This window comes from Nostoc sp., assembly GCF_036917815.1.
GTDB lineage: Bacteria > Cyanobacteriota > Cyanobacteriia > Cyanobacteriales > Nostocaceae > Nostoc.
On the sequence record NZ_JBALEK010000050.1, the window covers coordinates 1 to 26,937 of the forward strand.

At 41.8% G+C, this 26,937-nt stretch carries 18 protein-coding genes, 1 tRNA gene and 1 pseudogene; 15 read left to right on the top strand and 5 right to left on the bottom strand.

Translation table 11 applies throughout. From position 1 onward, the window contains the following. Positions 1-134: 134 nt before the first annotated feature. Entirely contained in the window at positions 135-1,556 is a 1,422-nt protein-coding gene (gene uxaC / locus V7K97_RS14795) for a glucuronate isomerase (protein ID WP_334801793.1), read from the bottom strand. Positions 1,557-1,640: 84 nt separating this feature from the next. Continuing rightward, a complete protein-coding gene (locus V7K97_RS14800; protein ID WP_334801794.1) occupies positions 1,641-2,669 on the bottom strand; it encodes a LacI family DNA-binding transcriptional regulator in 1,029 nt (342 codons plus the stop codon). A 195-nt stretch (positions 2,670-2,864) separates the two neighbouring features. Between V7K97_RS14800 and V7K97_RS14805 the strand changes: the two genes are divergently transcribed. From V7K97_RS14805 to V7K97_RS14855, 11 genes are all read left to right on the top strand, one after another. Then, positions 2,865-3,350 carry a gluconokinase gene (locus V7K97_RS14805; RefSeq protein ID WP_334801795.1) on the top strand — a complete coding sequence of 162 codons (486 nt, stop codon included), beginning with the start codon at positions 2,865-2,867 and terminating at the stop codon, positions 3,348-3,350. Positions 3,351-3,488: 138 nt separating this feature from the next. Next, complete coding sequence (locus V7K97_RS14810) at positions 3,489-3,812, top strand: DUF1815 family protein (protein WP_334801796.1); 324 nt, start codon at positions 3,489-3,491, stop codon at positions 3,810-3,812. Positions 3,813-4,299: 487 nt separating this feature from the next. Next, positions 4,300-5,196 carry an inositol oxygenase family protein gene (locus V7K97_RS14815; RefSeq protein ID WP_334801797.1) on the top strand — a complete coding sequence of 299 codons (897 nt, stop codon included), beginning with the start codon at positions 4,300-4,302 and terminating at the stop codon, positions 5,194-5,196. A gap of 1,039 nt (positions 5,197-6,235) precedes the next feature. Beyond that, entirely contained in the window at positions 6,236-7,237 is a 1,002-nt protein-coding gene (locus V7K97_RS14820) for an ABC transporter substrate-binding protein (RefSeq protein ID WP_334801798.1), read from the top strand. A gap of 388 nt (positions 7,238-7,625) precedes the next feature. Next, positions 7,626-8,900, top strand: coding sequence for an RNA-guided endonuclease IscB (gene iscB, locus V7K97_RS14825; protein ID WP_334801799.1), 1,275 nt, complete (start codon positions 7,626-7,628; stop codon positions 8,898-8,900). Positions 8,901-8,989: 89 nt separating this feature from the next. Further along, positions 8,990-10,009, top strand: coding sequence for an ABC transporter substrate-binding protein (locus tag V7K97_RS14830; protein ID WP_334801800.1), 1,020 nt, complete (start codon positions 8,990-8,992; stop codon positions 10,007-10,009). A 463-nt stretch (positions 10,010-10,472) separates the two neighbouring features. Continuing rightward, positions 10,473-12,029, top strand: coding sequence for a sugar ABC transporter ATP-binding protein (locus V7K97_RS14835; RefSeq protein WP_334801801.1), 1,557 nt, complete (start codon positions 10,473-10,475; stop codon positions 12,027-12,029). Further along, positions 12,026-13,024: an ABC transporter permease subunit gene (locus V7K97_RS14840; RefSeq protein WP_334801802.1), complete on the top strand. Its 999-nt coding sequence runs from the start codon at positions 12,026-12,028 to the stop codon at positions 13,022-13,024. The genes V7K97_RS14835 and V7K97_RS14840 overlap by 4 nt, the downstream gene beginning before the upstream one ends. A 446-nt stretch (positions 13,025-13,470) precedes the next feature. After that, positions 13,471-14,871, top strand: a complete 1,401-nt coding sequence (locus V7K97_RS14845; protein ID WP_334801803.1) for a sugar porter family MFS transporter — start codon at positions 13,471-13,473, stop codon at positions 14,869-14,871. Between the two features lie 610 nt (positions 14,872-15,481). Further along, on the top strand, positions 15,482-16,528 hold the full coding sequence (locus tag V7K97_RS14850) for a Gfo/Idh/MocA family oxidoreductase (RefSeq protein WP_334801804.1): 1,047 nt from the start codon (positions 15,482-15,484) through the stop codon (positions 16,526-16,528). Between the two features lie 227 nt (positions 16,529-16,755). Beyond that, entirely contained in the window at positions 16,756-18,369 is a 1,614-nt protein-coding gene (locus V7K97_RS14855) for an iron uptake porin (protein ID WP_334801805.1), read from the top strand. Between the two features lie 155 nt (positions 18,370-18,524). Here the strand turns inward: V7K97_RS14855 and recN are convergent, their stop codons facing one another. Further along, complete coding sequence (gene recN / locus V7K97_RS14860; RefSeq protein WP_334801806.1) at positions 18,525-20,273, bottom strand: DNA repair protein RecN; 1,749 nt, start codon at positions 20,271-20,273, stop codon at positions 18,525-18,527. 263 nt (positions 20,274-20,536) lie between these two features. Here recN and V7K97_RS14865 point away from each other — a divergent pair, with 263 nt between their 5' ends. After that, complete coding sequence (locus tag V7K97_RS14865) at positions 20,537-22,546, top strand: ABC1 kinase family protein (RefSeq protein WP_334801807.1); 2,010 nt, start codon at positions 20,537-20,539, stop codon at positions 22,544-22,546. A gap of 384 nt (positions 22,547-22,930) precedes the next feature. Here the strand turns inward: V7K97_RS14865 and cysC are convergent, their stop codons facing one another. After that, complete coding sequence (gene cysC, locus V7K97_RS14870; protein WP_334801808.1) at positions 22,931-23,482, bottom strand: adenylyl-sulfate kinase; 552 nt, start codon at positions 23,480-23,482, stop codon at positions 22,931-22,933. Positions 23,483-24,133: 651 nt separating this feature from the next. On the opposite strand from cysC, the pseudogene V7K97_RS14875 reads away from it, so the two are divergent. Further along, positions 24,134-24,358 (top strand): annotated as a pseudogene (locus V7K97_RS14875) (L-histidine N(alpha)-methyltransferase); the annotation flags it as partial. A gap of 457 nt (positions 24,359-24,815) precedes the next feature. Here V7K97_RS14875 and V7K97_RS14880 read toward each other — a convergent pair. Then, positions 24,816-25,136, bottom strand: coding sequence for a hypothetical protein (locus V7K97_RS14880; RefSeq protein WP_334801809.1), 321 nt, complete (start codon positions 25,134-25,136; stop codon positions 24,816-24,818). Between the two features lie 751 nt (positions 25,137-25,887). Here V7K97_RS14880 and V7K97_RS14885 point away from each other — a divergent pair. Then, the gene (locus V7K97_RS14885; protein WP_334801810.1) at positions 25,888-26,499 is read left to right on the top strand and encodes a hypothetical protein; all 612 of its coding nucleotides are present in this window, start codon (positions 25,888-25,890) and stop codon (positions 26,497-26,499) included. A 101-nt stretch (positions 26,500-26,600) separates the two neighbouring features. Beyond that, a tRNA-Val gene (locus V7K97_RS14890) sits at positions 26,601-26,674 on the top strand. The last annotated feature ends 263 nt before the right edge of the window (positions 26,675-26,937 follow it).

Genomic DNA, 26,937 nt, shown 5'->3' on the forward strand with positions numbered 1-26,937 from the left:
AATCGCGTCTCTACAATCAGCGATAAATCGCGTCTCTACAATCAGCGATAAATCGCGTCTCTACAATCAGCGATAAATCGCGTCTCTACAATCAGGGTTTTGGGATTATATGAACTGATTTCGGAAAATTGGTATTAGTCCAAGTTGTAAGCAACCTTAGCAAGGTCATAAGCCAAAGCACGAGCCATCTCATACCCTTCCTCCTCCTCAACCAATCCCCGTGCTACCAATCCAGCCAACCAATTACAAGCTACACGCCGCCAGACATTGTGACGAGCCGGAATCGAAACAAAAGCCCGTGTATCATCATTAAACCCGGCTGTATTATAAATTCCAGCAGTTTCCATTACCTGATTGAAATAACGCTCCATACCATTTACGCTGTCGTGAAACCACCAAGGCGGCCCAAGCAATACAGTAGGATAATGACCAGCTAACGGAGCCATCTCGCGGCTATAAGTACTTTCATCCATACCAAAAATGATTAAATGAAAACGCCGATCGTTACCATAAGCTGACAACAACGGGCGCAAATTTTCAGTCCACTCTATTTTTACGGGAATATCAGCACCTTTATCAGCTCCAAATCTCTCAAATAAAGCCCGGTTATGGTTACGCATCACACCGCAATGCATTTGCATCACCAACCCATCTTCCACACTCATCCGCGCCATTTCCATGAAGATATGACCGGTAAAATGTTCTACATCCCCTGGATTCAGCTTGCCGGTTAATGCTCTAGCAAAGATAGCTTCGGCTTCCTGGTCAGAAAGACGTGTGGTATAAGGTGTAGCCGCACCTTGATCGGTAGCTGTCGCGCCCATTTTTTTAAAGAAAGCTCGACGTTCTTCTAAAGCTTGGACAAAATTCGCATAAGTGATAATTTCTCTACCAATAGTGCTTTCCAATTTGGTAAGATTTTCGCGCCAACCAGGAGCATCCAGGTTAACTACTGCATCTGGTCGAAAAGTTGGTCTAATTTGAGTAAAACCTGATTCGTGGAGCGATCGCTGATTCTCTAGGTTATCACTGGCTGCATCGGTAGTACAAAGCACCTCGATGTGAAAGCGTTTGAATAAAGCACGAGGGGAAAACTCAGGTAAGGCTAACAAACCTTCCAGATAATCATAGATACGTCCAGCGTTGTGAGAATTTAAAGGTTCATCCACCCCAAAGACGTTAGTTAGTTCTTCTTTCAGCCACAACCCGGATGGAGTACCCTGAAATAGATAAAAATGGTCGGCGAACAATTGCCAAATTTTGCGGTGGTCGGTTTCTGCTGGTGAACCATCACTAGTAGGTATGCCCAAAGCTTGCAGAGATACGCCCTGACTGTAGAGCATACGTAAAAGGTAGTGGTCAGGAATAATCAGTAATTCAGTTGGTGAACCAAAATGGGCTGCGGGATTAGCTAACAAAGCTGGATCTACGTGACCATGTGGGCAGACCAGAGGTAACGCAGATATGCTGTCAAAAAATTGATGGGCTAGTCGTCTTTGAACTGGTTCTGGAGAAAAGCAGCGATCAAGAGATAAACTCGGTTTTTTGGTTAACATAATTTTTGTTTGGTTAAATTTTTTTTAAATTATTTGTGGTTCTTTATTACAGTGCTTTTCAAGTAATTGAGCTTACTCCCCATCTCAGTTGTGTAATGCTGCACTACTACCACGCTGTACTAGAAAAGGAGATAAAACTCGGTTTTCTACAGTTTTTTCTTCTAATAAATCGAGTAACATTTGCATAGCATAGCCACCAATTTCTAACATTGGCTGGCTGACTGTGGTCAGCGCCGGCGTAACGTAACAGCCCAGAGCAATACCATCAAATCCGACGAGGCTTAAATTTCGCGGTACTAAAATACCTAGTTCTTGGCAGGCTAACAGAGCGCCAATTGCTACCATATCGTTATAACAAAAGATGCCCGTCACTTCCGCACTCAATAGTTTAGAAAGCATATTTTGTCCGGTGGCAACATCGCTGGTTCTGGTATCATATTCGTCACTAATTGAAACCCAATCAGTATTTTGTGTTATACCAGCTTCCGCAAGGGCTATTCGATATCCTTCTAGGCGCTGCTGGTTTGATCTACTGCGATCGCTTACACCCAGATAACCAATAGCAGTGTGTCCCAGACTGATTAGATGCTCTACGGCTAATTTAGCACCTAAGCGATCGTCTATTGCCACTGAGTGAAATATTTCGGATTGATCTTCGGTCTGGCTATTAATCAGAACTGTTGGCACAGCAATTTGTGTGAGTTGTTGGATATGCTGTTTACCAATTCGTGAGTCGGCTATTAAGATCCCGTCAACTCTACGGCGATGAAAAGTATCAATAGCTGCTATTTCCTGCTCAAAATCTCGGTGTGAAGCACTTAACAAAACACTCAAGCCTGCGGGTCTGGCTATCTTCTCGATTCCCTCTACTACCTCAGCAAAAAAAGGATCTGCGATTGAAGTTACTACTACACCAATAGTATTAGTACGTTTATTTTGCAAGCTTTGAGCTATAGCATTCGGCACATAGCTCATCTCCTGCGCTAGTCGCTTAATTTCTTCTCTTACTTTCGGGCTAATTAGAGCGTTATCTCGTAAAGCGCGTGAAACTGTAGAATGAGAAACACCTGCTCTCCGAGCAATATCTTCAATTGAAATTCTTCGTTTATTCATTTTTAATCTTAACTTTTAAACACTGCACACGTGTGCAACTGTATGTATTATAGAAAATAATCGTTATTTGTCAAGAGATTTTAATACAACTCACATTTTGCAGGTAAAAGTCAGGAGTTCTGATTTTTACCTGCATCCATAACTAGAACTACGAGTTACAAATTACGAATTAGTTTAACTTTTCTTAAGAAAAAAATGATTATTCTGATAATGGGTGTATCTGGTTCTGGCAAAACTACCATCGGAAAACTGCTAGCAGACTCGTTAGAATGGGAATTTAGCGACGCTGATGCTTTCCACTCGCCAGAGAATGTTGATAAAATGCGGCGCGGTATCGCCTTAAGTGAAGCTGACAGGATACCTTGGTTACAAGATTTACAAACAGCCATAAAGCATTGGCTGCAAGAAAATAAAAATGTAGTGCTGGCGTGTTCGGCTCTCAAAGATAGCTATCGGCAATTTTTGCTATTGGATAGCGATGGCATCAAGCTAGTTTACCTCAAAGGATCTTATGAGTTGATTCAAATGCGGTTGCAAGAGCGTAGCAATCATTACATGAGCGAAAAACTGCTCAACAGCCAGTTTGATACTCTTGAAGAACCATTAGACACTCTATGTATGGATGTTGCACAGCCACCTCAGGTAATTGTTCAAAACATTAGAACGACTTTGGAAATTTAGCTTATTAGTTACAACCGTAATATTAAGATCAATCACGTATCTACGAAAACACGAACTTTTGGCAACTAAATCACATCAGATGTAAGTCTAAAGAAATTAGAAAAGCAACCACATAACTGGAGTGGTAGGAGAAAACTAGTGTTTCTAAGATTAGCGCAACAACATCAGGAATTCGTCCAAGACTTGGTGATGAATCTGCAAGCCCTGGCAATTATACTTGAGCGGCGTGGCTATACTGCGTCTTGTTATACATGTGGCGATCAAATGAAGAGTGCTTCATTTATGGTTAGCCTGAGAGAAAAGCACCTGATTCGATTTTTAGTGTCTGATTACGGGATTACTTGGATAGAATTGTGGGACGATCGCGAATTAATGAAGTTAGAGGGTGCAGAAGCGATAAACCAGCTACAAGAGTTGGCTAATATTGTCAAGTATTTCACTGCTGTACAATTAACAAATTGATACCTTCCTGGCTGAGTCCGACAAAAAAATTAATCAATATAGGTTTTGCACAGGTGTGTAAGATGGGAGCATCCCAATTTTGCTTAAATATTTTCCCTCACCCCCAGCCCCTCTCCCAAAGTGGGAGAGGGGAGACATAATTCTAGTTCCCCTTCTCCCACTTTGGGAGAAGGGGTTAGGGGATGAGGGCTATCAAGGTTTTTGAACATTTGGGATGCTCCCTGTAATCTAAAAGATTAGCTTATATTTAAAAATGTTTATGCATACGTATGCATAAACAAAACCACCATTCTTATTCAGAACCAAACAGATCGGAGAAAACACTTAGTGAAGTAGATTATGCATGGGTATGCAAAGACGAAATGAAACTTAACACGCGTTTTTGCACACGTGTGCAAAAATAATTCTAATACAGGTTTTGCACACCTTCGCACAATGGAGTGCGGAAGTACCATTTAACAAATACAATATCGACAACTAGGAAGATATGTCTCAAACTCTAAATAATGCCATTGCTGAGGCTCAAAACAATCCCTTACATTCGCTAGAAGAATGGGAAAAAGACTTGCTTAATCGCTATCCCGATCCAGATAGTATAGTTAAAGAAGGTAAAACCACCGAAGATTACAGAAATTACGAAACGACTATTAGAGATACGGTGAAAGAGTTTTATCGGTTAAATCATATTAATCAAACATACGATTTTGTACTCCAAAAAGAAAAAGAATTTTTGACGTTTGATAAAAAAGAAATGTCCGTTTGGGATGCGGTCGAATTTTTGAATCAATTGGTTGATGATTCCGATCCTGATACAGATATGGATCAGTTACAGCATCTATTGCAAACATCAGAAGCAATTCGCGCCGATGGTCATCCTGACTGGATGGTACTTACTGGCTTCTTTCACGATATGGGGAAAGTGCTTTGTCTATTTGGTGAACCTCAATGGGCTACCGTAGGCGATACTTATCCTGTCGGTTGTGCATTTTCTGATAAGATTGTTTTCTCAGAATTCTTCAAAGAAAATTCTGATTATAATAACCTCGATTACAACACTAAATATGGCATTTATGAGCCTAACTGTGGATTGAGTAATGTACATATATCATGGGGGCATGATGAGTATTTTTATCAGATGATGAAAAACTATTTGCCCGAACCTGCGTTGTATATGCTTCGCTATCACTCATTTTATCCTCAACATCGTGAAAATGCATATCAGCATTTGATGGATAAACATGATAAAGAAATGTTTAAATGGGTAAGTTTATTCAATCCCTACGATTTGTATTCAAAAAATCCTATTCCTCCTGATTGGCAGAAATTAAAACCATACTATGAAGATTTGGTGGCTAAATATTTACCCGCGACGTTAAAGTTTTAAACTTGTACAATAGGTGGAAATTATTTATACTCAAATTCAACAATCTTCAAAGGAGTAGGGTGTGTTATGGCTTTAGCCTAACGCACCGCTATATAACTTGATAAATGACCTCTAAAATCATGGGGGATAAATAATAAATAAGTATGCTTGCCAAGCCTATTTCGGTTAATTGATAAAATCTAACTAAAGGATGTTTACATTTCCCAAAGTATGGGAGCATCCCAAATGTGCAAGTTATATCAAACTCAGGTTACAAATTGTCATTGCGAACACTACGCTATCGCTGCGTACCCAATGACAAACATATTCTTGCAAAATTCAGATGCTCCCCAAAATATAGCTTTTAAAATCAAATAATTCTCTAGCATCACATTATTTTTCTGAAATAATTATTGAGAAATATTAAAATCATTAACATTGCCATAAATCTTAAATAGGCTGATTTATGCGAATGCTTTGATATTAAAGACTTTGGGTTAAATACAGGAGGTTGAAAAGCTTTTTATTTGTAAAGTTCGATAAACAAAATTAATTTTTTCGCTAGAGCAGGATAAAATGAAATAAGTCAAAGCAAAATAAAAATTCACAAGTTTAATAAAACTAATTTCTGGAAGTTTCACTTAAAAGCTGTTTCCAGGGTACACACTACCAAAGTAATTTAACCAAAAAATAATGTGATTATTTGAAGTGGTGTAATGTTCATGATTTTGCTTTCAAAACAAAACATCTAGTTTCGTGAAGCTAATAGTACTAACTCCAATTACCTCAAATCACAAGACCTTTGGAGTTGAAATTTCAAAAGCTAGTACTAGTCTGTCAAGTTTAAATTGATGGGTAAGCAGATTCGTAGTGGACTTTAGTCCTTATTTTCTAAGCACTAAATTCCTGACTACAAACCCTCAAAACTAACTTTATGAAGTAGTAGCATCACTACATTAGGTCTGAAAACTTTAGACCTAGTTCCTATTGTGATGACTGTGCAGATTTATATTCTACTGACCTTTCTCAAATTTAAATCCGTTGTTAGAAATAGATGAATATGAAGAAAATTTTGCTCATAGTTGGCATATTGGGTTTCGCAGTTGTTGGTTGTACAAATGGCGATCAAAATGGCAACGCTGCTACTAATACTACTAACAAGGTTACTAATACAAGTGCAGAGAGTCTTAGTACTGCAAATAAAAAATTGCAAACAATCGGCGTTGCTTTGGGTGACTTAGGTAATCCCTTCTATAATGCAGTGCAGAAGGGGGCTGAGACAGAAGCCCAGAAAATCGGGGACAATATCAGAGTTAATGCGGTTTCCAGTGGCTTTGATCTGAACCAACAAAGTAACCAAATCGAAAATTTTACGGCTGCGAATACTGACCTAATTATCCTCAGCGCGGTTGACAAAAAAGGAGTTAAACCAGTTATTGACCGAGCAAGGCTTGCAGGTAAGGTTGTTATTGCAGTAGATTCAGCCGTTGATGCAGATGTGGATGCGATGATTAGCTCCAACAATACCCAAGCTGGTGAGGTTGCTTGCCAATATATTGCCGATCGCATCAAAGGTCAAGGTAGTGTAGTCATCCTCAACGGTACTCCGATGGACTCAATCAATCAGCGAGTGAGTGGTTGTGAGAAATCATTGTCGAAATATCCTGATATCAAACTCATCTCTAAAGACCAAAACGCGGAAGGGACAAGGGATGGAGGATTGAGAGTCATGAGCGATTTACTGACAACCTTTCCCAAAATTGATGCCGTTTTTGCCACTAACGATCAAAGCGGTGTGGGCGCAGATTTAGCAGCTAAACAAGCAAAACGTAAAGAATTTTTTATTGTTGGGGTTGACGGATCGCCAGATGCAACCAAAGCAATGGAAGATAAAGATGGTGTATTTGCTGCAACTGCGGCTCAAAATCCCGCAGGGATGGCTCAAAAAGCAGTTGAGATTGGCAACGATATCATCCAGGGTAAAAAACCTCAGTCACCGAACATTCTGATTCCAGTCAACTTGGTTACTAGAGACAACCTTAGCAGCTACAAAGGCTGGTAATTCGTAATTACAACATCCGGAAAAAGGCTTGATAAAAGAGGGTTACAATGCTTGACCCTGTTTTTTAACAAATACATCGTTTTTGGTGTAATAAAAAATGACTTCTAGGAGATATATGAATGTCAACAACCCAGCACTAAAGTGACTGGGCTTCAGGACTAGTTCCTTAAGTATCTGCTACTTCAGTTTTAGTTGACCAGACTCAGGATTAATTTCCTACGTTCACGGTAAACGTTAAAGAACCTACCTTGGAATGCGTAGCTAGTTGCAAGCTCTAGAAACAAGCGATTAAACATTCCTATTGGGTTATGGAAAGTGTCGTTTGTATAGTACTGACCGTGAACTTTGTCGAAGCTAACATTACCCGTTTTACGGAGTTTCTAAAATCATGTCTAATTACGTTTTCGTTATCGACACAAACAAAAAACCTTGTAACCCTGTTCATCCTGGAACTGCTAGAAACTTACTTAAGTCTGGAAAAGCTGCTGTATTTCGTCGTTACCCTTTTACCCTAATTCTCAAAAACGAGTCAATCGAACCAGTTCGAGAAATTCAACTCAAAATCGATCCAGGTTCTAAAACGACTGGAATCACTTTGGTGCGAAATTCTAATGTTGTTTGGGGTGGGGAATTGACCCATAGAGGAAGTGCTATCAAAGCATCTTTAGAATCTAGAAAGTCTTTGAGACGAGGTAGACGTTCTAGACACACTCGATATCGTCAAGCTAGATACTTGAATCGTTCGAGACGTGAGGGGTGGTTAGGGCCAAGTTTGCAGCATCGAATAGAAACTACTGTTACATGGGTAAACAAGTTAATCAAGTTTGCTCCAATAACCGGAATCTCTCAAGAGTTAGTTCGATTCGATTTGCAAAAAATAGAGAATCCAGAAATATCTGGAACAGAGTATCAACAGGGAGAATTGCAGGGTTACGAAGTTCGTGAATATCTTCTTGAGAAATGGAGTAGAAAATGTTCCTATTGCGACGTTAAAGATATCCCATTACAAATAGAGCATATTGTCCCTAAAGCGAAAGGAGGTACGAATAGAATCTTGAATCTATGTTTGGCTTGCGAAAAATGTAATTTCAAAAAAGGTACACAGGATATAGAGAAGTTTCTAGCTAAAAAACCGGAAGTTTTGAAACGAATCAAATCTCAAGCCAAACGTCCGTTAAAAGATGCTGCTGCGGTAAACTCTACACGATGGGAGTTATTGAAACGGCTCAAAACAACTGGATTACCTGTTGTAACCGCGTCTGGAGGAAAAACAAAGTTTAATCGATGTCGTTTGAAGTTACCCAAAACTCATTGGATCGATGCGGCTTGTGTGGGGGATGTAGAGACGTTGAAAGTTTTGATAACTAAACCATTGTTAATCAAAGCAACTGGTCACGGAACAAGACAAATGTGCGGGACTGATAAGTTTGGTTTTCCAAATCGTCATAGAACTAATAAACAGAACCATTTTCGTTTTCAAACTGGGGATATCGTTAAAGCTGTAGTTACTAAAGGTAAGAAAATTGGTAGTTATGTTGGTCGTATAGCAACTCGTGCTTCGGGAAGTTTCGACATATCTACTAGCGATGATCGTATCCAAGGTATCTCACATAAATATTGCAAAACTATCCATAGAAAAGATGGTTATAGTTACTCGATTTGACCAATATCCAATGCGACTAAAGTCGCGTGAGTCGTTTTTCCTCTCAGCGCTGAAGCGACTGAGCTTCCAAACATCCCAAGGAGGTTTTTGTGAAAAAGTTTACGATCGCAGCTAGCATATTAGGTATCATCAGTGGTAGTCTTGTCGGCTGTACAAATGCTTCTCCCGATAGCAACACTGCTACTAACACTGAAACCAAAAATGTTACCAATACTAGTGCAGAAACTAAAACCGCCACTGGGAATAAAAAATTACGATCAGTTGCCTTCACCGTTGGTGATTTAAGTAATCCCTTCTTCGTCCTCATGGGACAAGCAACTGAGGCAGAAGCAAAGAAAATTGGCGGTAAGGATGTCAACGTTAGTGTAGTTTCTAGTGCCTATGACCTCAACCAACAAAGCAATCAAATTGAAAATTTCACTGCTGCCAATACTGACATCATTATCGTAAATGCTGCTGATAAAAGTGGCATTAAGCCAGCAATTGAAAAAGCCAAACTTGCAGGTAGAATTGTCATTGCAGTAGATACAGGTGCAGAAGGAGGCGTGGATGCCACCATTACTACTAATAATGTCCAAGCTGGAGAAGTTAGTTGCAAATATATTGCTGATCGTCTCAAAGGGAAAGGCAATGTTGTCATAGTTAACGGGCCGCCAGTAGACTCGGTAATTCAGCGAGTTAGTGGCTGTGAGAATGTATTGTCCAAATATCCCGATATCAAAATCCTCTCGAAAAACCAAAATGCAGAAGGTAGTCGGGATGGAGGACTGAGAGTTATGACTGATTTGCTGACAACCTTTCCGAAAATTGATGCTGTTTTTGCCATCAATGATCCGAGTGGAGTAGGCGCAGAACTAGCAGCTAACCAAGCACAACGTAAAGATTTCTTTATTGTCGGGGTTGATGGTGCGCCAGAAGCAATTACTGCGATCGCTGCTAAAAATGGTTTATATGCTGCAACCGCTACTCAAAATCCGCGAGGGATGGCCGAAAAAGCAGTTCAGGTTGGGAACGACATCTTAAATGGGAAGAAACCTACTAATTCTACCATTTTAATTCCAGTTAAGTTGATCACAAAAGATAACGTCAGCACAGAAAAAGGCTGGTAAATAATAAAAATTGTGAATTTGCAATTGAAAATTATGTCTTCTGATGTGAATCCTTTGGTGCTTTTGTAAAGTTTTTGCACATACCTAAAATGTCCGGCGGTTTTCACTTAAATTAATACAACATCTCATCTCTAATTCCTGGCTTTTTCTTGATAGAAAGATAGGTTTAGAGAGAGGTTAAAACTCTGCTGCACTCAATTGATAACCGCCATGTATGTGCATCATCGGCAAGTCTGAGTGTCCATTTCTAGCACTCAAACTTTCTTAACAATCTGTATGAACTAACGTTAAGAACAAAGTATGAAAATATCTCTTATCCACTCTCGGTTTTCAAGTTTTTAGTCAGCTTTTAAAACATGATTTTGCGATCAATTCAAATATGAGTTTATTAATTTCTAACTCAGTGATGCCTAGCTTGGGCTGCGCCTACGCAAATTTTAAATAGTTTTTACAGGTTCTCCTCATGACAACAACTATTGAAACTTCATTTACTGATGCACCAACCACCACCCCGGTGTTAGAAATGCAAGGGATTACAAAACGATTTCATGGTGTATCTGCACTCCAAAATGTTAATCTCACCATTTATCCGGGAGAAGTTCACGCCCTCATGGGTGAAAACGGAGCAGGTAAAAGCACATTGATGAAAATCCTGGCTGGGGCTTACATTGCCGATGAAGGAGAAATTCGCATCAATGGTCAAACCCTGAAAATTACCGATCCGGGGACAGCACGCAAATCGGGCATTAATCTCATTTATCAAGAATTGAATGTTGCACCGAATTTAACCGTTACCGAAAATATGTTTATGGGTAGCGAGTTGCGGCGAGGTCAGTTTTTAGACCGCAAAGCGATGCACCTCGAAGCAGAGGAAGTGCTGGAAAGCCTTGGAGCCAATTTTACCGCCCAGACTATAGTTGGTACATTGTCCATCGCCGAACAGCAGCAAGTGGAAATTGCCAGGGCGCTGAAGGATAAAAGCCGCGTTTTAGTGATGGATGAGCCAACAGCAGCCCTCTCTGACCGCGAGAGTGAGCATTTATTTGAGGTAATTCGCAAACTGCGGAGTGATGGCATTGCCATTATTTACATCAGCCATCGTATGGAAGAAATCTATGCCCTAGCTGACCGGATTAGTGTGTTGCGCGATGGTCAATATATTGGCAGTCTGACACGCAGTGAAATTTCTCCACAGCGATTGGTGCAGATGATGGTTGGTCGCTCCATGCAAGACTTTTATGAACATCAACGGCAAAAGAATCCTGGTCCAGTGGTGCTGTCAGTCAGAAATATGAGCGATGCCCGCAAGAAGATTGAGCCGACTAGTTTTGAAATTCATGCTGGAGAAATCCTGGGTTTAGCAGGGCTAGTTGGTGCAGGACGCACAGAGTTATCCCGGCTGATTTTTGGTGCAGATCGGAAGGCCAGTGGTGAAGTATTCCTGAATGGCAAAAAACTGGAAATTAATACACCCAGTGATGCGATCGCTGCGGGAATTGGCTATGTCCCGGAAGACCGCAAAGACCAAGGTTTATTTCTGGAGATGAGCGCCCGCAAGAATATTGCCATCAACACACTCAAGCAGGATGCAAAGGGTGGAATTGTGAACTGGGCTTCAGTGAATCGGCTGTCAACAGAGGCGGTGGAAAACTTTAATATCCGTCTAGCCAATTTGGAAATTAGAGCAATGGATCTTTCTGGTGGTAATCAGCAGAAGCTACTGCTAGCGCGTTGGTTAGCCATTAAACCGAAAGTGTTGATGTTAGATGAGCCGACACGCGGCGTAGATATCGGTGCCAAAAGCGAAATTTACCGAATTATGAGCGAATTGGCAGCACAAGGTGTTGCTATTTTAATGGTTTCCAGCGAACTATCGGAGATTGTCGGCATGAGCGATCGCGTCTTGGTGATGCGAGAAGGACAGCTGGTAGGCGAACTGGATGACAGTCTTGGTAAAGAAATCACCCAAGAAAAGATTATGCACTATGCAACTGGAGCATCGGAGGTATCAGGATCATGAGTCAAACAGTCAGACCGCCTGCCAATAAATTAGCCAACAATCCCGTATCCCGCAACCGGAAATCAATCAGTACTCTGCTGGAAGTTGCGGGTATTCTGCCAATATTAGTAATTATCTGCATCTTATTTGCATTCCTTTCTCCCAACTTCCTCACTGGCGGTAACATCGTTAATATCTTGCGTCAGGCATCAATCAATATTGTGCTGGCGACCGGAATGACCTTTGTGATCCTCACCGGAGGTATTGACCTTTCCGTTGGGTCAATCTTAGCTGTTTCTGCCGTAGTTGCGTTACTGGTATCGCTCCTTCCGGCTTTAAGTTGGGCGGCTGTACCTGCTGCATTGCTGGCAGGATTGCTTTTAGGCTTACTCAACGGTGCCCTCATCACCTTCTTGGATGTGCCACCTTTTATTGTCACCTTGGGTTCACTAACTGCCTTGCGGGGTGCAGCCTTTTTGATTGCCAAAGGTACAACCCTGATTAACCGAGACATCGATTTTGCTTGGGTGGGTAATAGTTATGTCGGCCCCCTGCCGTGGCTAGTAATAATTGCGCTACTGACTGTAATCGCTAGCTGGTTTGTGCTGCGGCAAACTGTTTTAGGAGTGCAGATATATGCTGTTGGTGGTAACGAGCGGGCAGCCAGATTAACCGGGATTAAAGTTAATCGGGTGTTGTTATTTGTCTATGGTATTAGCGGATTACTGGCAGGCTTAGGAGGAATCATGAGTGCCAGTCGTCTTTATAGTGCTAGTGGCATATTAGGTCAGGGTTATGAATTAGATGCGATCGCAGCTGTTATTTTAGGTGGAACCAGTTTTACAGGTGGTATTGGTACTATTGGCGGCACTCTTCTAGGTGCATTGATTATTGCTATTCTCAACAACGGTTTAACCTTGTTGAACCTATCTTACTTCTGGCAACTAGTCGTCAAAGGACTAGTAATTATTTTGGCAGTAATGATTGATCGGTTACGCAGACGTTCCAGACGATAAAGGGGACTGGGTATTGGGATTCTACGGTGTACACACAAATCTCTTGACCTGCACCTTTGTTGCATCGACCTGCAAAAATTAACTTGCCCTATGTTGTTAAGCAGTAACTTTAAAAGACTTGTGTATACACGGCAGGTATTGAGGACTGAGGGATGCAGAGAATAACTAACTAATGCCCCATGCCCCATGCCCCATGCCCCATGCCCCATGCCCCATGCCCCATGCCCGAATGTCACTAAGTTAAGATACAGCCCTTACCCTGACTGCTTCCCAGCCTGGAGGCTGGGAACCCATTCCCGGAGGGCTGCCGCCTCCTCTTTCTTGACCAGAGGCAGCAGCCCTCTCAGAACCCGTTCCCAGCCTGGAGGCTGGGAACGAGGCTACACAAGCCTTTAGGCTTTTCTTAGTGCCATTCCCCCATGCCCCATGTTCACAATATATAAACTATGTCATCTACTACTGTTCGTCGTAAATCCAGCACATTTTATGTAATTTTGATTGCTGGTGCTGCTGCCCTCGGCGGTTTCCTGTTCGGTTTTGACACTGCTGTAATCAACGGCGCGGTTTTATCTCTAGCAAAAGCTTTTCACACTAGTAGTTGGGTGACAGGGCTGGCAGTATCCCTAGCCTTACTGGGTTCTGCGCTAGGAGCCTTCTTTGCCGGACAAATTGCAGACCGTTATGGTCGAGTCAACGCAATGGTGGTCGCTTCGGTGTTGTTTACTATCAGTGCCATTGGCTCTGGGCTTGCCTTCACAATCTGGGATTTTATCTTTTGGCGAGTATTGGGTGGCATTGGAATCGGCGTTGCTAGCGTCATCGCCCCAGCTTACATTGCCGAATGTTCTCCCACCCATTTGCGGGGAAGGTTAGGATCTCTGCAACAATTAGCGATCGTAGTGGGAATTTTCGTCGCCTTATTGAGCGACTACTTTATCGCTGTGTCAGCAGGTTCAGCAGACTCGCCGTTTTTGTTTGGGGTTGCAGCTTGGCGCTGGATGTTTTGGACAGCAGTCCCGCCAGCAGTATTCTACGGAATGATGGCTTTAACAATTCCTGAATCTCCCCGTTACTTAGTTGCCAAAGGACGGGAGCCAGAAGCCGCTAACGTTCTGACCAAGATTTTGGGGGGTGATGTGCTGCCAAAAATTGAAGAGATTCGGCAGACAGTGCTTCAAGAACGCCAGCCGAGATTTTCTGACCTCTTAAGCAGAAGTGGCGGACTTCTCCCCATTGTTTGGATAGGAATCGGCTTATCTGTATTTCAGCAATTCGTTGGCATTAATGTGATCTTCTATTACAGCAGCGTTTTGTGGCGGGCAGTCGGGTTTTCCGAAAAAAGTTCCCTAACAATTACGGTGATTACAGGAGCGGTCAACATTATTACAACACTGATTGCGATCGCCTTCGTAGATAAATTTGGTCGCAAGCCCTTGCTGATACTAGGGTCCATTGGCATGACCTTGACCTTGGGGACAATGGCTTCTATTTTCGGCACAGCTCCGTTGGATGCTGCTGGAAACCCCAATCTCACCGGCAGTGCGGGTACATTGGCTCTCATTGCAGCCAACCTCTATGTATTTTGCTTCGGTTTTTCCTGGGGGCCAGTGGTTTGGGTGCTGTTGGGAGAAATGTTTAATAACAAAATTCGAGCAGCTGCACTTTCGGTTGCTGCTTCCATCCAATGGGTTGCGAATTTCGTGATTTCCACAACATTTCCTCCCATACTGCAATATTTCGGTTTAGGTTCTGCCTATGGACTCTATACAATTGCGGCGGCTACCTCATTCTTTTTCATTCTCTTTTTTATCAAAGAAACCAAAGGAATTGAGTTAGAAGATATGTAATTGGCGATTTAGTACCGCTAATACGTAATTTTTAATTCGCAATGACCTTTGCGGACTTGCTAACGCTGCGCTAGCGTAATTTGGATTTCTGTGTCTTCTGCCCCTGTGAGGTTGCAATGATATCATGTGCGCTTGATTACTTATTAAACCCGAAGAACCCCACCCCGCCAAAGCTACGCTTTGTCTCCCCTCCCCGCAAGCTCTTAGGGGTTGGGGGTGGGGTGCAATGACTGTGGGAATCATAACTATTTATACGGACATGATATGAGTCTGCATTTCCATCTGTGATCTTAGGGACTTCCAAATAAAAAAATACTCAAAAAACTGGCGAAAAAACTCTCTTCTCCTTATTCCTCTGTGTTCTCTGTGTCTCTGTGGTTCGTTTATTTGGATAATTTATTTCTTGTCAGTCCCTTACATCGCGGAAAAAATATCAGACAACAACTAAATAAGTAGCTAGGCGTAAATAAATTAAAGTTTGTAGTCAGGACTTTAGTCCTGATAATTGTTGTTTTGAGCGATGAATCGCTCACTAAGAACTAGGATTTTATTTTATGTTTAATTATGCCTATCTACTTACAAACTCTTCTTTCAGTCAATCAGTAAAAAGATGGAAACTATCAATACGGCTCTTTGTTCTTATGGTTTGTCTGGTAGGGTATTTCATGCGCCGTTCATTGATTTGCATCCTGGATTTCAATTAGCAGGCTCTTGGGAAAGAAGTAAAAAGCTGATACAGGAAGATTATCCAGAAGTAAAAAGCTATCCTTCTTTAGAAGCATTGCTAGCAGACGATCAAGTAATGTTGGTGATAGTCAATACACCCACTTATACACATTACGATTATGCTAAACAGGCTTTGCTTGCAGACAAACATGTAGTGGTAGAAAAAGCATTCACCACAACGGTAGCAGAAGCGGAAAACCTGAAAGAATTGGCACAAAAACAGGGAAATAAATTATCTGTATATCAAAACCGGAGGTGGGATAGTGATTTTAAAACAGTCAAAAAAATTGTCCAAGAAGGCTTGCTGGGTGATATTATTGAAGCAGAATTTCAATTTCAAAAATATAAACCAACCCTCAGCCATAAACAACACGTAGAAGTTCCAAGTCCAGGTGCAGGAACATTAAACAATTTAGGGCCGCATTTAATAGACCAAGCTTTGCATTTATTTGGGATGCCTGATGCTATTTTTGCCGATATCCGCATAACAAGAGTGCGATCGCAGGTAGATGATGATTTTGAATTGATACTATACTACGACCAACTGCGCGTCAAATTAAAAGCAAGTTTCCTTGTGCGCGAGCCTGCACCTGCCTATATTATACATGGGACTAAGGGTTCTTTTCTCAAAAGCCGAGCCGATAAACAAGAAGAGTATTTAGTAGCGGGGATGAAGCCTAACACACTGGATTGGTATACGGAACCGGAAAGTGAATCTGGGTTGCTTCATACAGAAAAAGACACAAAAGTAATTCGGGAAAAAGTCAAAAGTTCACAGGGCAGTTATTTAGGTTATTACGATGCGGTGTACAAATCCATTGTTAATAATCAGCCAATTGCTGTTACTGCCGAAGACGGAATTAATGTAATGCGAATTATAGAAGCGGCTATTAAAAGCAGCAATGAGCAAAAAGTTATAGCGTTACTTTAAGTGACCTAAAACCTCAACTCAAAATATGTAACTTGAATGCTGATTAGCTCATAAGCTGAAAGCTTTGCTTCGAGTGTAATCTCTTTCGTTACAAATAGGACTTACGCAAAACTACACGCGCTCAGGGGCAATTCATGAATTGCCCCTACCTAAAAATCAGGGTTTTAGCTATTGTTTGCGTAAGTCCTAACAAAGTCAGAATTCAACCATTTTCAACTAACAAGTCAATGCTCAAAATTCTTTTTTATAGCTTTTTTGTCCTATTTTTGGCAATTCCAGCAGTTTGGGCAGCACCTCCACAAGATGATTCGAGTACAGCAGATGCTAATAGGAATTTGGAGGGACAAGTCAATTCTGTTTCCCAGCTTTCTGATATTAAACCGACTGATTGGGCATTCCAAGCACTGCAATCACTAGTCGAACGCTATGGCTGTATTGCAGGTTATCCTGATGCAACCTATCGCGGCAACCGTGCTTTAAGTCGTTACGAGTTTGCGGCTGGTTTAAATGCCTGTTTAGACCGGGTGAATGAATTAATTGCTGTGGGTACTAATGATTTAGTCAAAAAAGAAGATTTGGCAGTGGTGCGAAATTTGCAAACAGAGTTTGCGGCAGAATTGACAACTCTGCGTGGGCGGGTGGATACGCTAGAAGTACATACAGCAACGCTGGAGAAGCAGGAATTTTCCACTACTACCAAGCTGAATGCTCAAATTATTACCGCCATTAGTGATACCTTTGGTAATAGAGTGGGTGGCAATCGCGATGAATCCCGTACCTACTTTGCAGACCGGGGTCGTCTCAACTTGGAGAGTAGTTTCACCGGCAAAGATTTGTTACGAGTCCGGCTGGAGTTTGGCAACTTTACGAATTCCAATGGTGCAAGCCAAATTGCCGCAGCCACGGGTACTGGAATGACACGCCTGAATTTCGACAATGACAGCAACAATACGCTTTTTGTACCCCACATCCGTTACTACTTCCCCGTCAGTGATTCTCTTAACTTCGTTGTTGGGCCCACAGGGATTGGTTACACCGACATTTCAACCACCGTCACTCCCCCCACAATCGCTGACGACGGTAATGGGGTTCCCTCACTATTTGGCTCATACAGTCCCTTATTCCGGCGAGGTGGCGGCGGTGCGGCCGCTAACTGGAACATTACCAAAGACTTGGTTCTCACCTTGGGCTATTTAGCAAGCAGTCCCAATGTCCCATCGGCTAGCAATGGGTTATTTGATGGCGGCTACAACGCCCTAGCACACTTAGCCTATTATGGTAAGGAAGGAGCTATTGGTGTGGCCTACTCTCATGGCTATAGCCCTGGTGGAGTAGTTGATCTCACTGGTGGAACGGGTAGTGTTCTCGCCAGTTCTCCTTTTGGAAATAATATTGCCACTTCCAACAGCATTGTCGGTGTACAGGGATACTATCGTTTTTCTCCAAATTTCCAGATTCACTCTTGGGGTGGATATATCTGGGCAACTGCCAAGAACTCTGGTTTGAGTGATATTTCTAATGGTAGGGGTGGAACAGATTCTCTGTTGGTGAACAATGGTGACTATGCCAATGCCTGGTTTGGGGCAATTGGTATGTCGTTTCCAGATGTGGGCGGTAGGGGGAACTTGCCAGGAATTCTCTTTGGTATACCACCCCATGTCTCTAACAGTGATGTTCGTCAAGATAGAAACAACGCTTACCATATCGAAGCATTCTATCGCTATCGTCTGAACGATAATATCTCAGTAACTCCTGGTTTTTGGGTGATTCTTAACCCAGAAAACGACAGCAGAAATGATACACAGTATGTGGGCGTGATTCGCACAACCTTCGATTTTTAACTGGAATATAAGGCAATACGCTTGTGTTAGGGACTTCCAAATAAAAAAATGTCCCAAAACTGACCCAAAACCCTCTCTATTTCTCCTCTCTCTGTGTTCTCTGCGCCTCTGTGGTTCGTTTATTTGGATAATTTATTTCTTGGAAGTCCCTTAATTCAACTCTGCTCACCGCGCCGGTGGTTAGCAGCTTGTAATAACAGAGATTCGGCAAAAGCGATCGCATCACTTGCAGATTTACCACCAGCTAACTGTGCTAATTCTTCCCGGCGAGTGGTTAAATTATCCAAGGTAGTAACTCTGACAACGGTACGCTGCTCGGCGTTGTCAGAGTTAGCTTTTTTACCCTTGCCTTGATTAATAGTTTGCTTATCTACGCGGAAATGCCGATCGGCCATTGCCGCAACTAAAGGCTGGTGAGTAACACATAATACTTGGTTGCGTTGACTTAGCTGGTGTAATTTTTCAGCGATCGCTTGGGCTACCCTTCCCGAAACCCCCACATCAATTTCATCAAATACCATTGTTCCAGCCACATCAACCTGAGAAAAACAAGCTTTCAGCGCCAGTAAAAAGCGGCTCATTTCCCCGCCAGAGGCAATTTCCGTTAAAGGTTGCAGTGGTTCTCCAGGGTTGGAACTAAATGTAAAGGTAATTTTATCTGCTCCCATCGCAGTTGGGGAAGCAGGAACTATCTCAACCAGAAACTTCACCTTTTCCATCGCTAGGGGCTTGAGTTCAGCTATCAAACGTGATTCTAAATTAGCAGCCGCCTTACTCCGCAGTTGAGTTAACAGATTACTTGCTTGGGTGAGTTTTTCAAAACAGGCCTTTTCTTGCTGTTCGAGATTTTCGATCGATTGTTCGCTGTCGTTGAGTTGGGATAATTCCCCTTGGATACGTTGGTAATAAGCGATCGCTTCTGTAAGCGTCGGCCCATACTTGCGGCAAATTTGCTTTAATTCTTGAGTTCGTTCTTCCACTTCTTCCAATCGCTGCGGATCGGCTTCCAAACCATCCCCATAAGCATTAATTTGTCTTCCCACTTCCATTACCGCAGCTTGCGCGTCCCGCACCAATTCCAAGAGGGGTTGCAGTTGGGTATCATATTCCACCATGTCATTTAATGTTGCCTCACTGTTTCCCAATAAATCTGCGGCGGCTGGGGTTTCATGATCGTTTTGATACAAAGCCTGATAAACCTTGTAACTCATCTGTTGCAAATCGACGACATGATTCAGACGTTCCCGTTCTTGTCCCAACTGTTCCAATTCATTAGCTTCGCACAGATTGGCTGCTTTCAATTCTTGCACTTGATAGGTGAGCAAGTCGAGTTGTTGCAACCGTTCCCGTTCTGATGTCCGGCGTTTTTCTAATGCTAAATGCGCTTGTTGGTAAGTACTAAAGCTCGTGGCGACTTGATGGCGCTGCTGCATCAGAGAATCGCCACCATATAAATCCAACCAGTCCCGGACTTGAGCAGATTGTCCCACTTGTACAGTTTGACCTTGGGCCGTGATTTCCACCAAGCGATCGCGCATTCCTCCCATAATTTGCCGATTTACCAACACACCATTCACCCGCGATCGACTGCGGATATTACTAGTAGTGACAGTGATTTCTCGGCTAATGACTACGGAATTTTCATCAAGCAAATCTATTTCTTGTTCAGTTAACCAAGCGGCTAGGGGAGGATTTGAGGTGAAAGTCGCTTCTACCATCGCCCGACTTGTGCCCGTGCGAATGACTCGACTAGAGACTTTACCGCCCAAAGCAGCATCAATGGCATCCAAGATAATCGATTTTCCGGCGCCAGTTTCACCTGTCAACACATTTAGTCCGGCGCCAAATTCTAGTTCTAGTTGGTCAATGAGGGCAAAGTTTTCAATTCGCAGGCAAAGCAACATCAAGCCAAATTCTCCATAAAGGCAGATGCCGGATACTTCAAACTTACAACACAATTAAGTATAATCTTTCAGCAACTAGCAATACCTACTACTATTGAACTAGTATGCCAATTTAAGTGTAGCAGACCACTTGGGAGTAGGGAGCAGGGGAAGCAGGGGAAGAATAACTATTAATTATTGACCAATGCCCAAGGCCCGATTCTCAATCCTTCAACATATTGTTACAATACTTAATGTGATCGTTCTGACTGGTGGCCTTCTTCATGATTGTTAAGACACTTCCCCCTAGTTCCCGACCGATTCAGGAGGACAGTCGCAACGGCACAAATCGCCGAGGCGAACTGGATATTATTGATATAGTGCCAGAAAAAAATGGTGCAGAAAGCTTGGTTGTGTCGCTACGCCCGTCGCAGACATCGCCAAGGCTCTTAGCTGCCCAAAAGTTGAGGATAACTGCCCAACCGGAGATACTTTACGACCCCGTGAGTATAGCGGCGCATTACCAAAAAAGAAAATTGCAAGTTGTGCGGCGGATTTTCGCCGTCTTGTGGCCAACTCTATCCTTTGTTTTTGGGTTGTGGTCGGATAATAAACGGGGAATTGTCGTCAAAAACGATCGCCGTCGAGCCACTCAGCTAAGAGTATTGCTTACTCAACTGGGGCCTGCTTACATTAAAATCGGACAAGCTTTGTCCACCAGACCGGATCTAGTTCCTCCCGTATACTTAGAAGAATTAACTAAACTACAAGACCAATTACCGCCTTTTCCCAACGAAATTGCTTACCAATTTATCAAAGAAGAATTAGGCGCACCTCCAGAAGAGGTTTATGCCGAACTCTCGGCCCAGCCAATTGCTGCGGCTTCATTGGGGCAAGTCTATAAAGGGAAGCTAAAAACTGGTGAAGAAGTCGCCGTTAAAGTGCAACGCCCCGACTTAAGAGAGCGGATCACCATTGACTTGTATATCTTGCGTAACCTCGCTGGTTGGGTGCAGAAAAAAGTTAAACGGGTAAAAAGTGACTTAGTTGGTATTCTGGATGAATTAGGCGATCGCATTTTTGAAGAGATGGACTACATCCACGAAGGCGAAAATGCCGAGCGATTTTTCCAGTTATACGGTCACATAAAAGACATATATATACCGAGAATTTACTGGGAATACACCAATCGTCGTGTCTTGACGATGGAGTGGATTAACGGTACGAAATTAACCCAGACAGAAGAAATTAACGCCCAAGGTATAAATGCTCGTTATCTAATTCAAGTGGGTGTGCAGTGTTCCCTACGCCAACTCCTAGAACATGGATTTTTCCACGCCGATCCCCACCCTGGTAATTTATTAGCAACACCAGACGGCAAATTAGCTTATCTCGACTTTGGAATGATGAGCGAGATTCAGCCAGCACAGCGTTATGGTTTAATTGAAGCGATCGTCCACGTCGTCAACCGTGACTTTGAAGGATTAGCAAAAGACTACGTTAAATTAGATTTCTTATCACCAGAAACCGATTTAACACCAATTATCCCAGCTTTTGCGAGAGTCTTTGCTGATGCCCAAGGAGCCAGTGTTGCCGAACTTAACATTAAAAGCATCACCGATGAACTATCAGCTTTGATGTACGAGTATCCTTTCCGCGTACCTCCCTACTACGCCTTAATTATTCGTTCCCTAGTGACGCTTGAAGGTATTGCAATATTTATAGATCCCAACTTTAAAGTTCTCAGCGAAGCATATCCCTACGTTTCTAAACGCCTGTTAACCGACCCAGCACCGCAACTAAGAGCATCATTGCAAGATTTGCTATTTAAAGATGGCAGATTTCGCTGGAATCGGTTAGAAAACTTATTACGTAATGCGCGTAACAGTGAAGATTACGACTTTAACTTAGTGCTGAATCAGGGCATAGAATTTCTGTCATCTGAACGCGGCGCTTTTATTCGTGACAAGCTAGTAGATGAATCTGTTAACGGACTTGATGCTTTAGGTAAAAATGTTTTGCATAACTTTACCTCCCTATTGCGCGAACGGATAGGATTGACAGCAGTTAATAAAACCCCATCGGCTACAGTTGAGCAACAACAAACCTTAGAGCATATCAAACATATATTAGGTATTCTCCAAGAAACACGAGGCTTTGACCCGGTGCAACTTGCGCCCCAAATTGCCCAGTTATTGGTAAATTCAGATGTACAACGTTTAGGTCAACAAATTGCCAACCGTTTCACGCAAAAAGCTGTAGCCAGGTTAATTAGGCAATTATTGGCATCGTAGCAAAAGTTATGAGTTAAAGAAGAATGCAGAAGTCACAATTCAAAACTTTCTTTAACTCATAAGACCTCTTGCATAAATCAAAAATAAAGAACCCCACCCCGCATTTGAGTAAAGCAAACGCTCCCCTCCCCGCAAGCTCTTAGGGGTTGGGGGTGGGGTGTTAAGGACTTTTGCAAGAGGTCTATAAATCATTTACTCTAGAAACTATATAACCCTGACTTTTCACAGCATCTTGAAAACCTCTCTTCTATTTCTCTCTCCTAGAAGGAGAGAGACTTTGAATTTTCACCCTTAGAGCATCGGGAAGGGGGTTAGGTTTTCGTGGGCTTTTCCAGATGACCTGAATTGTCAGCTACAGCAGATTTCAAAGGCGAGGGGTATACTTCATTTACTTGCAAAGTGCTGTACGTAACCCAACTCTTCCAGCTTTTCTAACACCTTATTTGCGCTCTCAGCAACGCTTTCTTCATTAGTTTTGCATTCGACTTCAGGAGAGATTGGTATTTCATAAGGATCATCAATACCAGTGAAGTGCTTAATTTCCCCAGTTCTTGCTTTTTTATACAACCCTTTTACGTCTCGCTGTTCACAAACTTCTAATGATGCATTGACGTAAACTTCAATGAAAGATGGAATACTTTGGCGCACTTCTTTCCGAATTTCGCGGTACGGTGAAATTGCCGAAACCAATACAATTACATTATTTCTGGCAAGAAGGTGAGCCACAAAACCAATGCGCCGAATATTTTCTTCTCGATCCTCTTTACTGAAACCCAACCCTCTGCATAAATTTTGACGTACCGCATCGCCATCCAGAACTTCAACTCTGTATCCCTGTATACGGAGTTCCTTCTCAACAAATTTACAGATAGTAGTTTTACCTGCACCACTCAGACCAGTGAACCATACTGTCACACCACACTCTTGTTGTCTCATCTTACCTCCATCGTACACTTCAAATGGCACACCAAAAAAAAGCTTTTTTGGGTAACTTCCTCAAATAGCAATCTTATTTTTATAATCCTTTTTTAGCAGGAATTTCAGGCATTACTTGGCGGTTTGTGTCAGCCTTACTACTTTTATCTTTACTGATTTCGAGTTAATTAATCAGAAGCTATACGTATTTTGGCTCAATATTTAATACGGATGCAGACTATGCCTACGACAGGCTATACCTACCCACCTTCTCAACCCTAACAACGAGTATCATGGCTAATAGTAAGAAAACCTGCTGACCCAAGCTTCAAGTTGTTGAAGTTTTGAACAATTTTTATAACCAGTATATATACTGGTTATTTCTAAACAAATGGTCTTTATTATAACAATAGTATATCAAGCAAGACTTACCACTAAGACATTATAAAAAAACTAAGCTCAAAATTTTTGCAAAGTTAGGTTCGGTGCAGGCTTATGGCCGTGGGACCTGTTATCTGGGGGTAATTCCTTTGGGTTCTCTTCCTGGTAAAGGTTTATTTATTGACAATGATGGTACGTCTTATAGTCTGTGTCATTAATTTTGCAGGGTTCGTATTGAGCGATTTATCGCTCAATTTTAAAGGCTAGAGCCACGGACTATTTTTATTCTCAATTAATACCAATTTACGCAGCGTGCGATCGCACGCTGTCGAATTACGCGCTCTTAACCTCAAGATTAATTTTGCACTAGGTGAGACTATCCTCACTGAAATTTCTCGCAAATTTGATCTTAATACTATCAAGCAGCAACTCACCGGACAAGGTTTATTACCTCTTGATGTGTGGACAGATCCAAATCAATGGTTTAGTTTACTGCTCTGTCAGTTGCAAGCATAAAGCAAATCAGGATATACCTTACATATATAGAGGTTCTCAGTTGAGTCCAATATAATAGACCTAACAAAAACAGCCTCTTCCCTACAAGCGTTGGACAGTAACACTCGAAGCCTCTTTCCATAAGAACCTAGGTCAAAGTATATTGCATACAAACGAGAACGGCTCATAGATGATATTCCTCCTACCCCAACAAGAGAGAACAATTAGAATCTCTCTCCGGGGTAGTATTTTATCTAGGTAAGGTTGTACATCATCTACTAATGTAGATCCCTATTAGTCCCTGACTTTTCACGTTATGTGGAAAAGTCCACCAAAAACCTAACCCCCTAACTAGGAGGGAAGGGGGAAAATTCAAAGTCTCTCTCCTTAAAGGAAGAGAGAAATAGAAGTGAGGTTTTCCAGATGCCGTGAAAAGTCAGATTAGTCCAAGTAAGTAAGCTAAGTGTTTAGCCGCTAATTATTGCTGCATTGAAGGTGTGGGAAAAATTCTGCTGAATACAGGAATCCTTGGCTGAGGCTTAGTTACAGTTATATCGGCATTAGCAGCAGATGAGTTATTAGCTGCCTCAGAGAGGATAGATGGTTTGCTATTAGCAGAATCGGCAAAATTACTCAGTTGGATAGTGGCAGGTGAATTTGAAGATATGGAGATAATCTTATCATTATCAGTATTTTGACTGTTGGTTTTTACCGGAGTTTGAGCTTGAGATGGAGTAATGATGAAAGTCGCACTTGTTCCTAATACCAGTATGAGCAAAGAAGAAATATATTGTTGCATGGGAATTGCTAAAATGGGTCGATAAATATTTAGAGCTTAAAGAAGTTGTGTTTGTTATTAGTTGTAAATAAAATCGCAATTTCCCAAGATAAATCATGGCGCTGTTGTCCAAGAAAATCTGAACGCAGCGATTTATAAATGAATAGACCACTACCTGTTAGTACATTAATTCGTTAACAATAACCAAACCTCCCTCAATCACCTTTATTACAAGGCAAAGCGAAGTTTCACTTCTATTTTATAAAAAGAGAGCGGTTATTTTAACACTATTGAATTGGTCTCATCGAGAGTTAGCAAATAGATACACCTGGAATAATTGACGTTTTTTAATCAACTAAGCCAGCACAACTTATTAATAGTATATTTATAGATAACTTATTATTAAAAGAGGAATATTACTGAACTTTTTGAAAAAAATAATTTATCTAAAATAAACTCTTAATTGGCATATTTAAGTAACTAAAGCAGAAAGTATATGAATTTTTAATAAAGCCTAAGTTGAATGAAATAGTTACTTAAATAAATACGTATATAATATATTTTTATGGTGGGGACTTCAGTTCCAGCACTTTCAACGCGAACAAATGAACTATTTTGTTGAAAGCTGAAAGTCTGACCCCACACCATCCGGGATGTGAGTTAGATGTCTCCTTATATCTCTGAAACTTTCAATTACCCTGAAGGATACAAAACATATAAACGCTACAATTTATCAGAAAAGTAAAGAAATAGTTAAATCCAGAGTGCCTTCATGATGGCTGATTTGACATCTGTTGACTTTGTTACCGTCCTATCCCAGGCTGCGGCTGCGTATCGAGGGCAGGGAGGCATACGCCCTAGTGCTGAAATATTAGTAAATGCGTTGCTACAAGCAGAAAAAGCTGCCAAGCGGCAACGATTGACTTATCCGCTTGAGTCTCTTCTAGGTAAATGGCAACTTTGCTTTGCCACTGGCACTAAGAAAGTCAGAGAGCGCGGGGGAATTGTTTTAGGCAAGGGTTTGTATGTACCCAAGTTTATCGCAATCTATATTTCCTTTAATGCCACCTGGGAACAGGATTCAGGCAGAGGTGAAATTGGTAATCAGGTTGAATTTAGCCCAGTTTTATTGAAGCTCACGGGGCTAGTGCAATATTTAGGTAAGAAAAATTTATTGGCGTTTGACTTTAACCAGATGCTTATCAGTGTATTTGGTCGTATTGTTTACAACAGAGCAATCCGTTCTGGCAAAGTTCAAACAGAAGATTTCTACAAGCAACCCATAGCTAAACTACCCTTCTTTGCCTTCTTTTTAGTGACGGAAAATTTCATTGCAGCTCGCGGTCGTGGAGGAGGATTGGCATTTTGGATTCGAGAAATTTAAAGACACCGTAAATCAGGCATTTTTGGTGGCGGCAGCAGGGAAGAGGATTTGACTTGCATTGTCAGATAAGTATATGCTAGTATTGGTAATTGTATGGTTAAGGACGTATAGCTCAGTTGGTTAGAGCGCTACGTTGACATCGTAGAGGTCACTGGTTCGAATCCAGTTACGTCCATTCAAGGCTGTACAGTGACTAATTATTTGTCGTCGGTGACAGATTAATGTCGTTGGGACTAATTATCTGTCGTCGGGACAAATTGATGTCGTTTAACTGCCAGTGACAAATTAATGTCATTTATTTACAGATACTATAGCAATAATGTCAACGTAGCGCTCTCTTTCAACCGTTATGAAAAACTTATCTAAAGTTAGCTAAACCAAACTCTTGCGAGAAAAATTATAGACAGCTTTAGCGTTTACTTCCTGCTTCATTCTGGA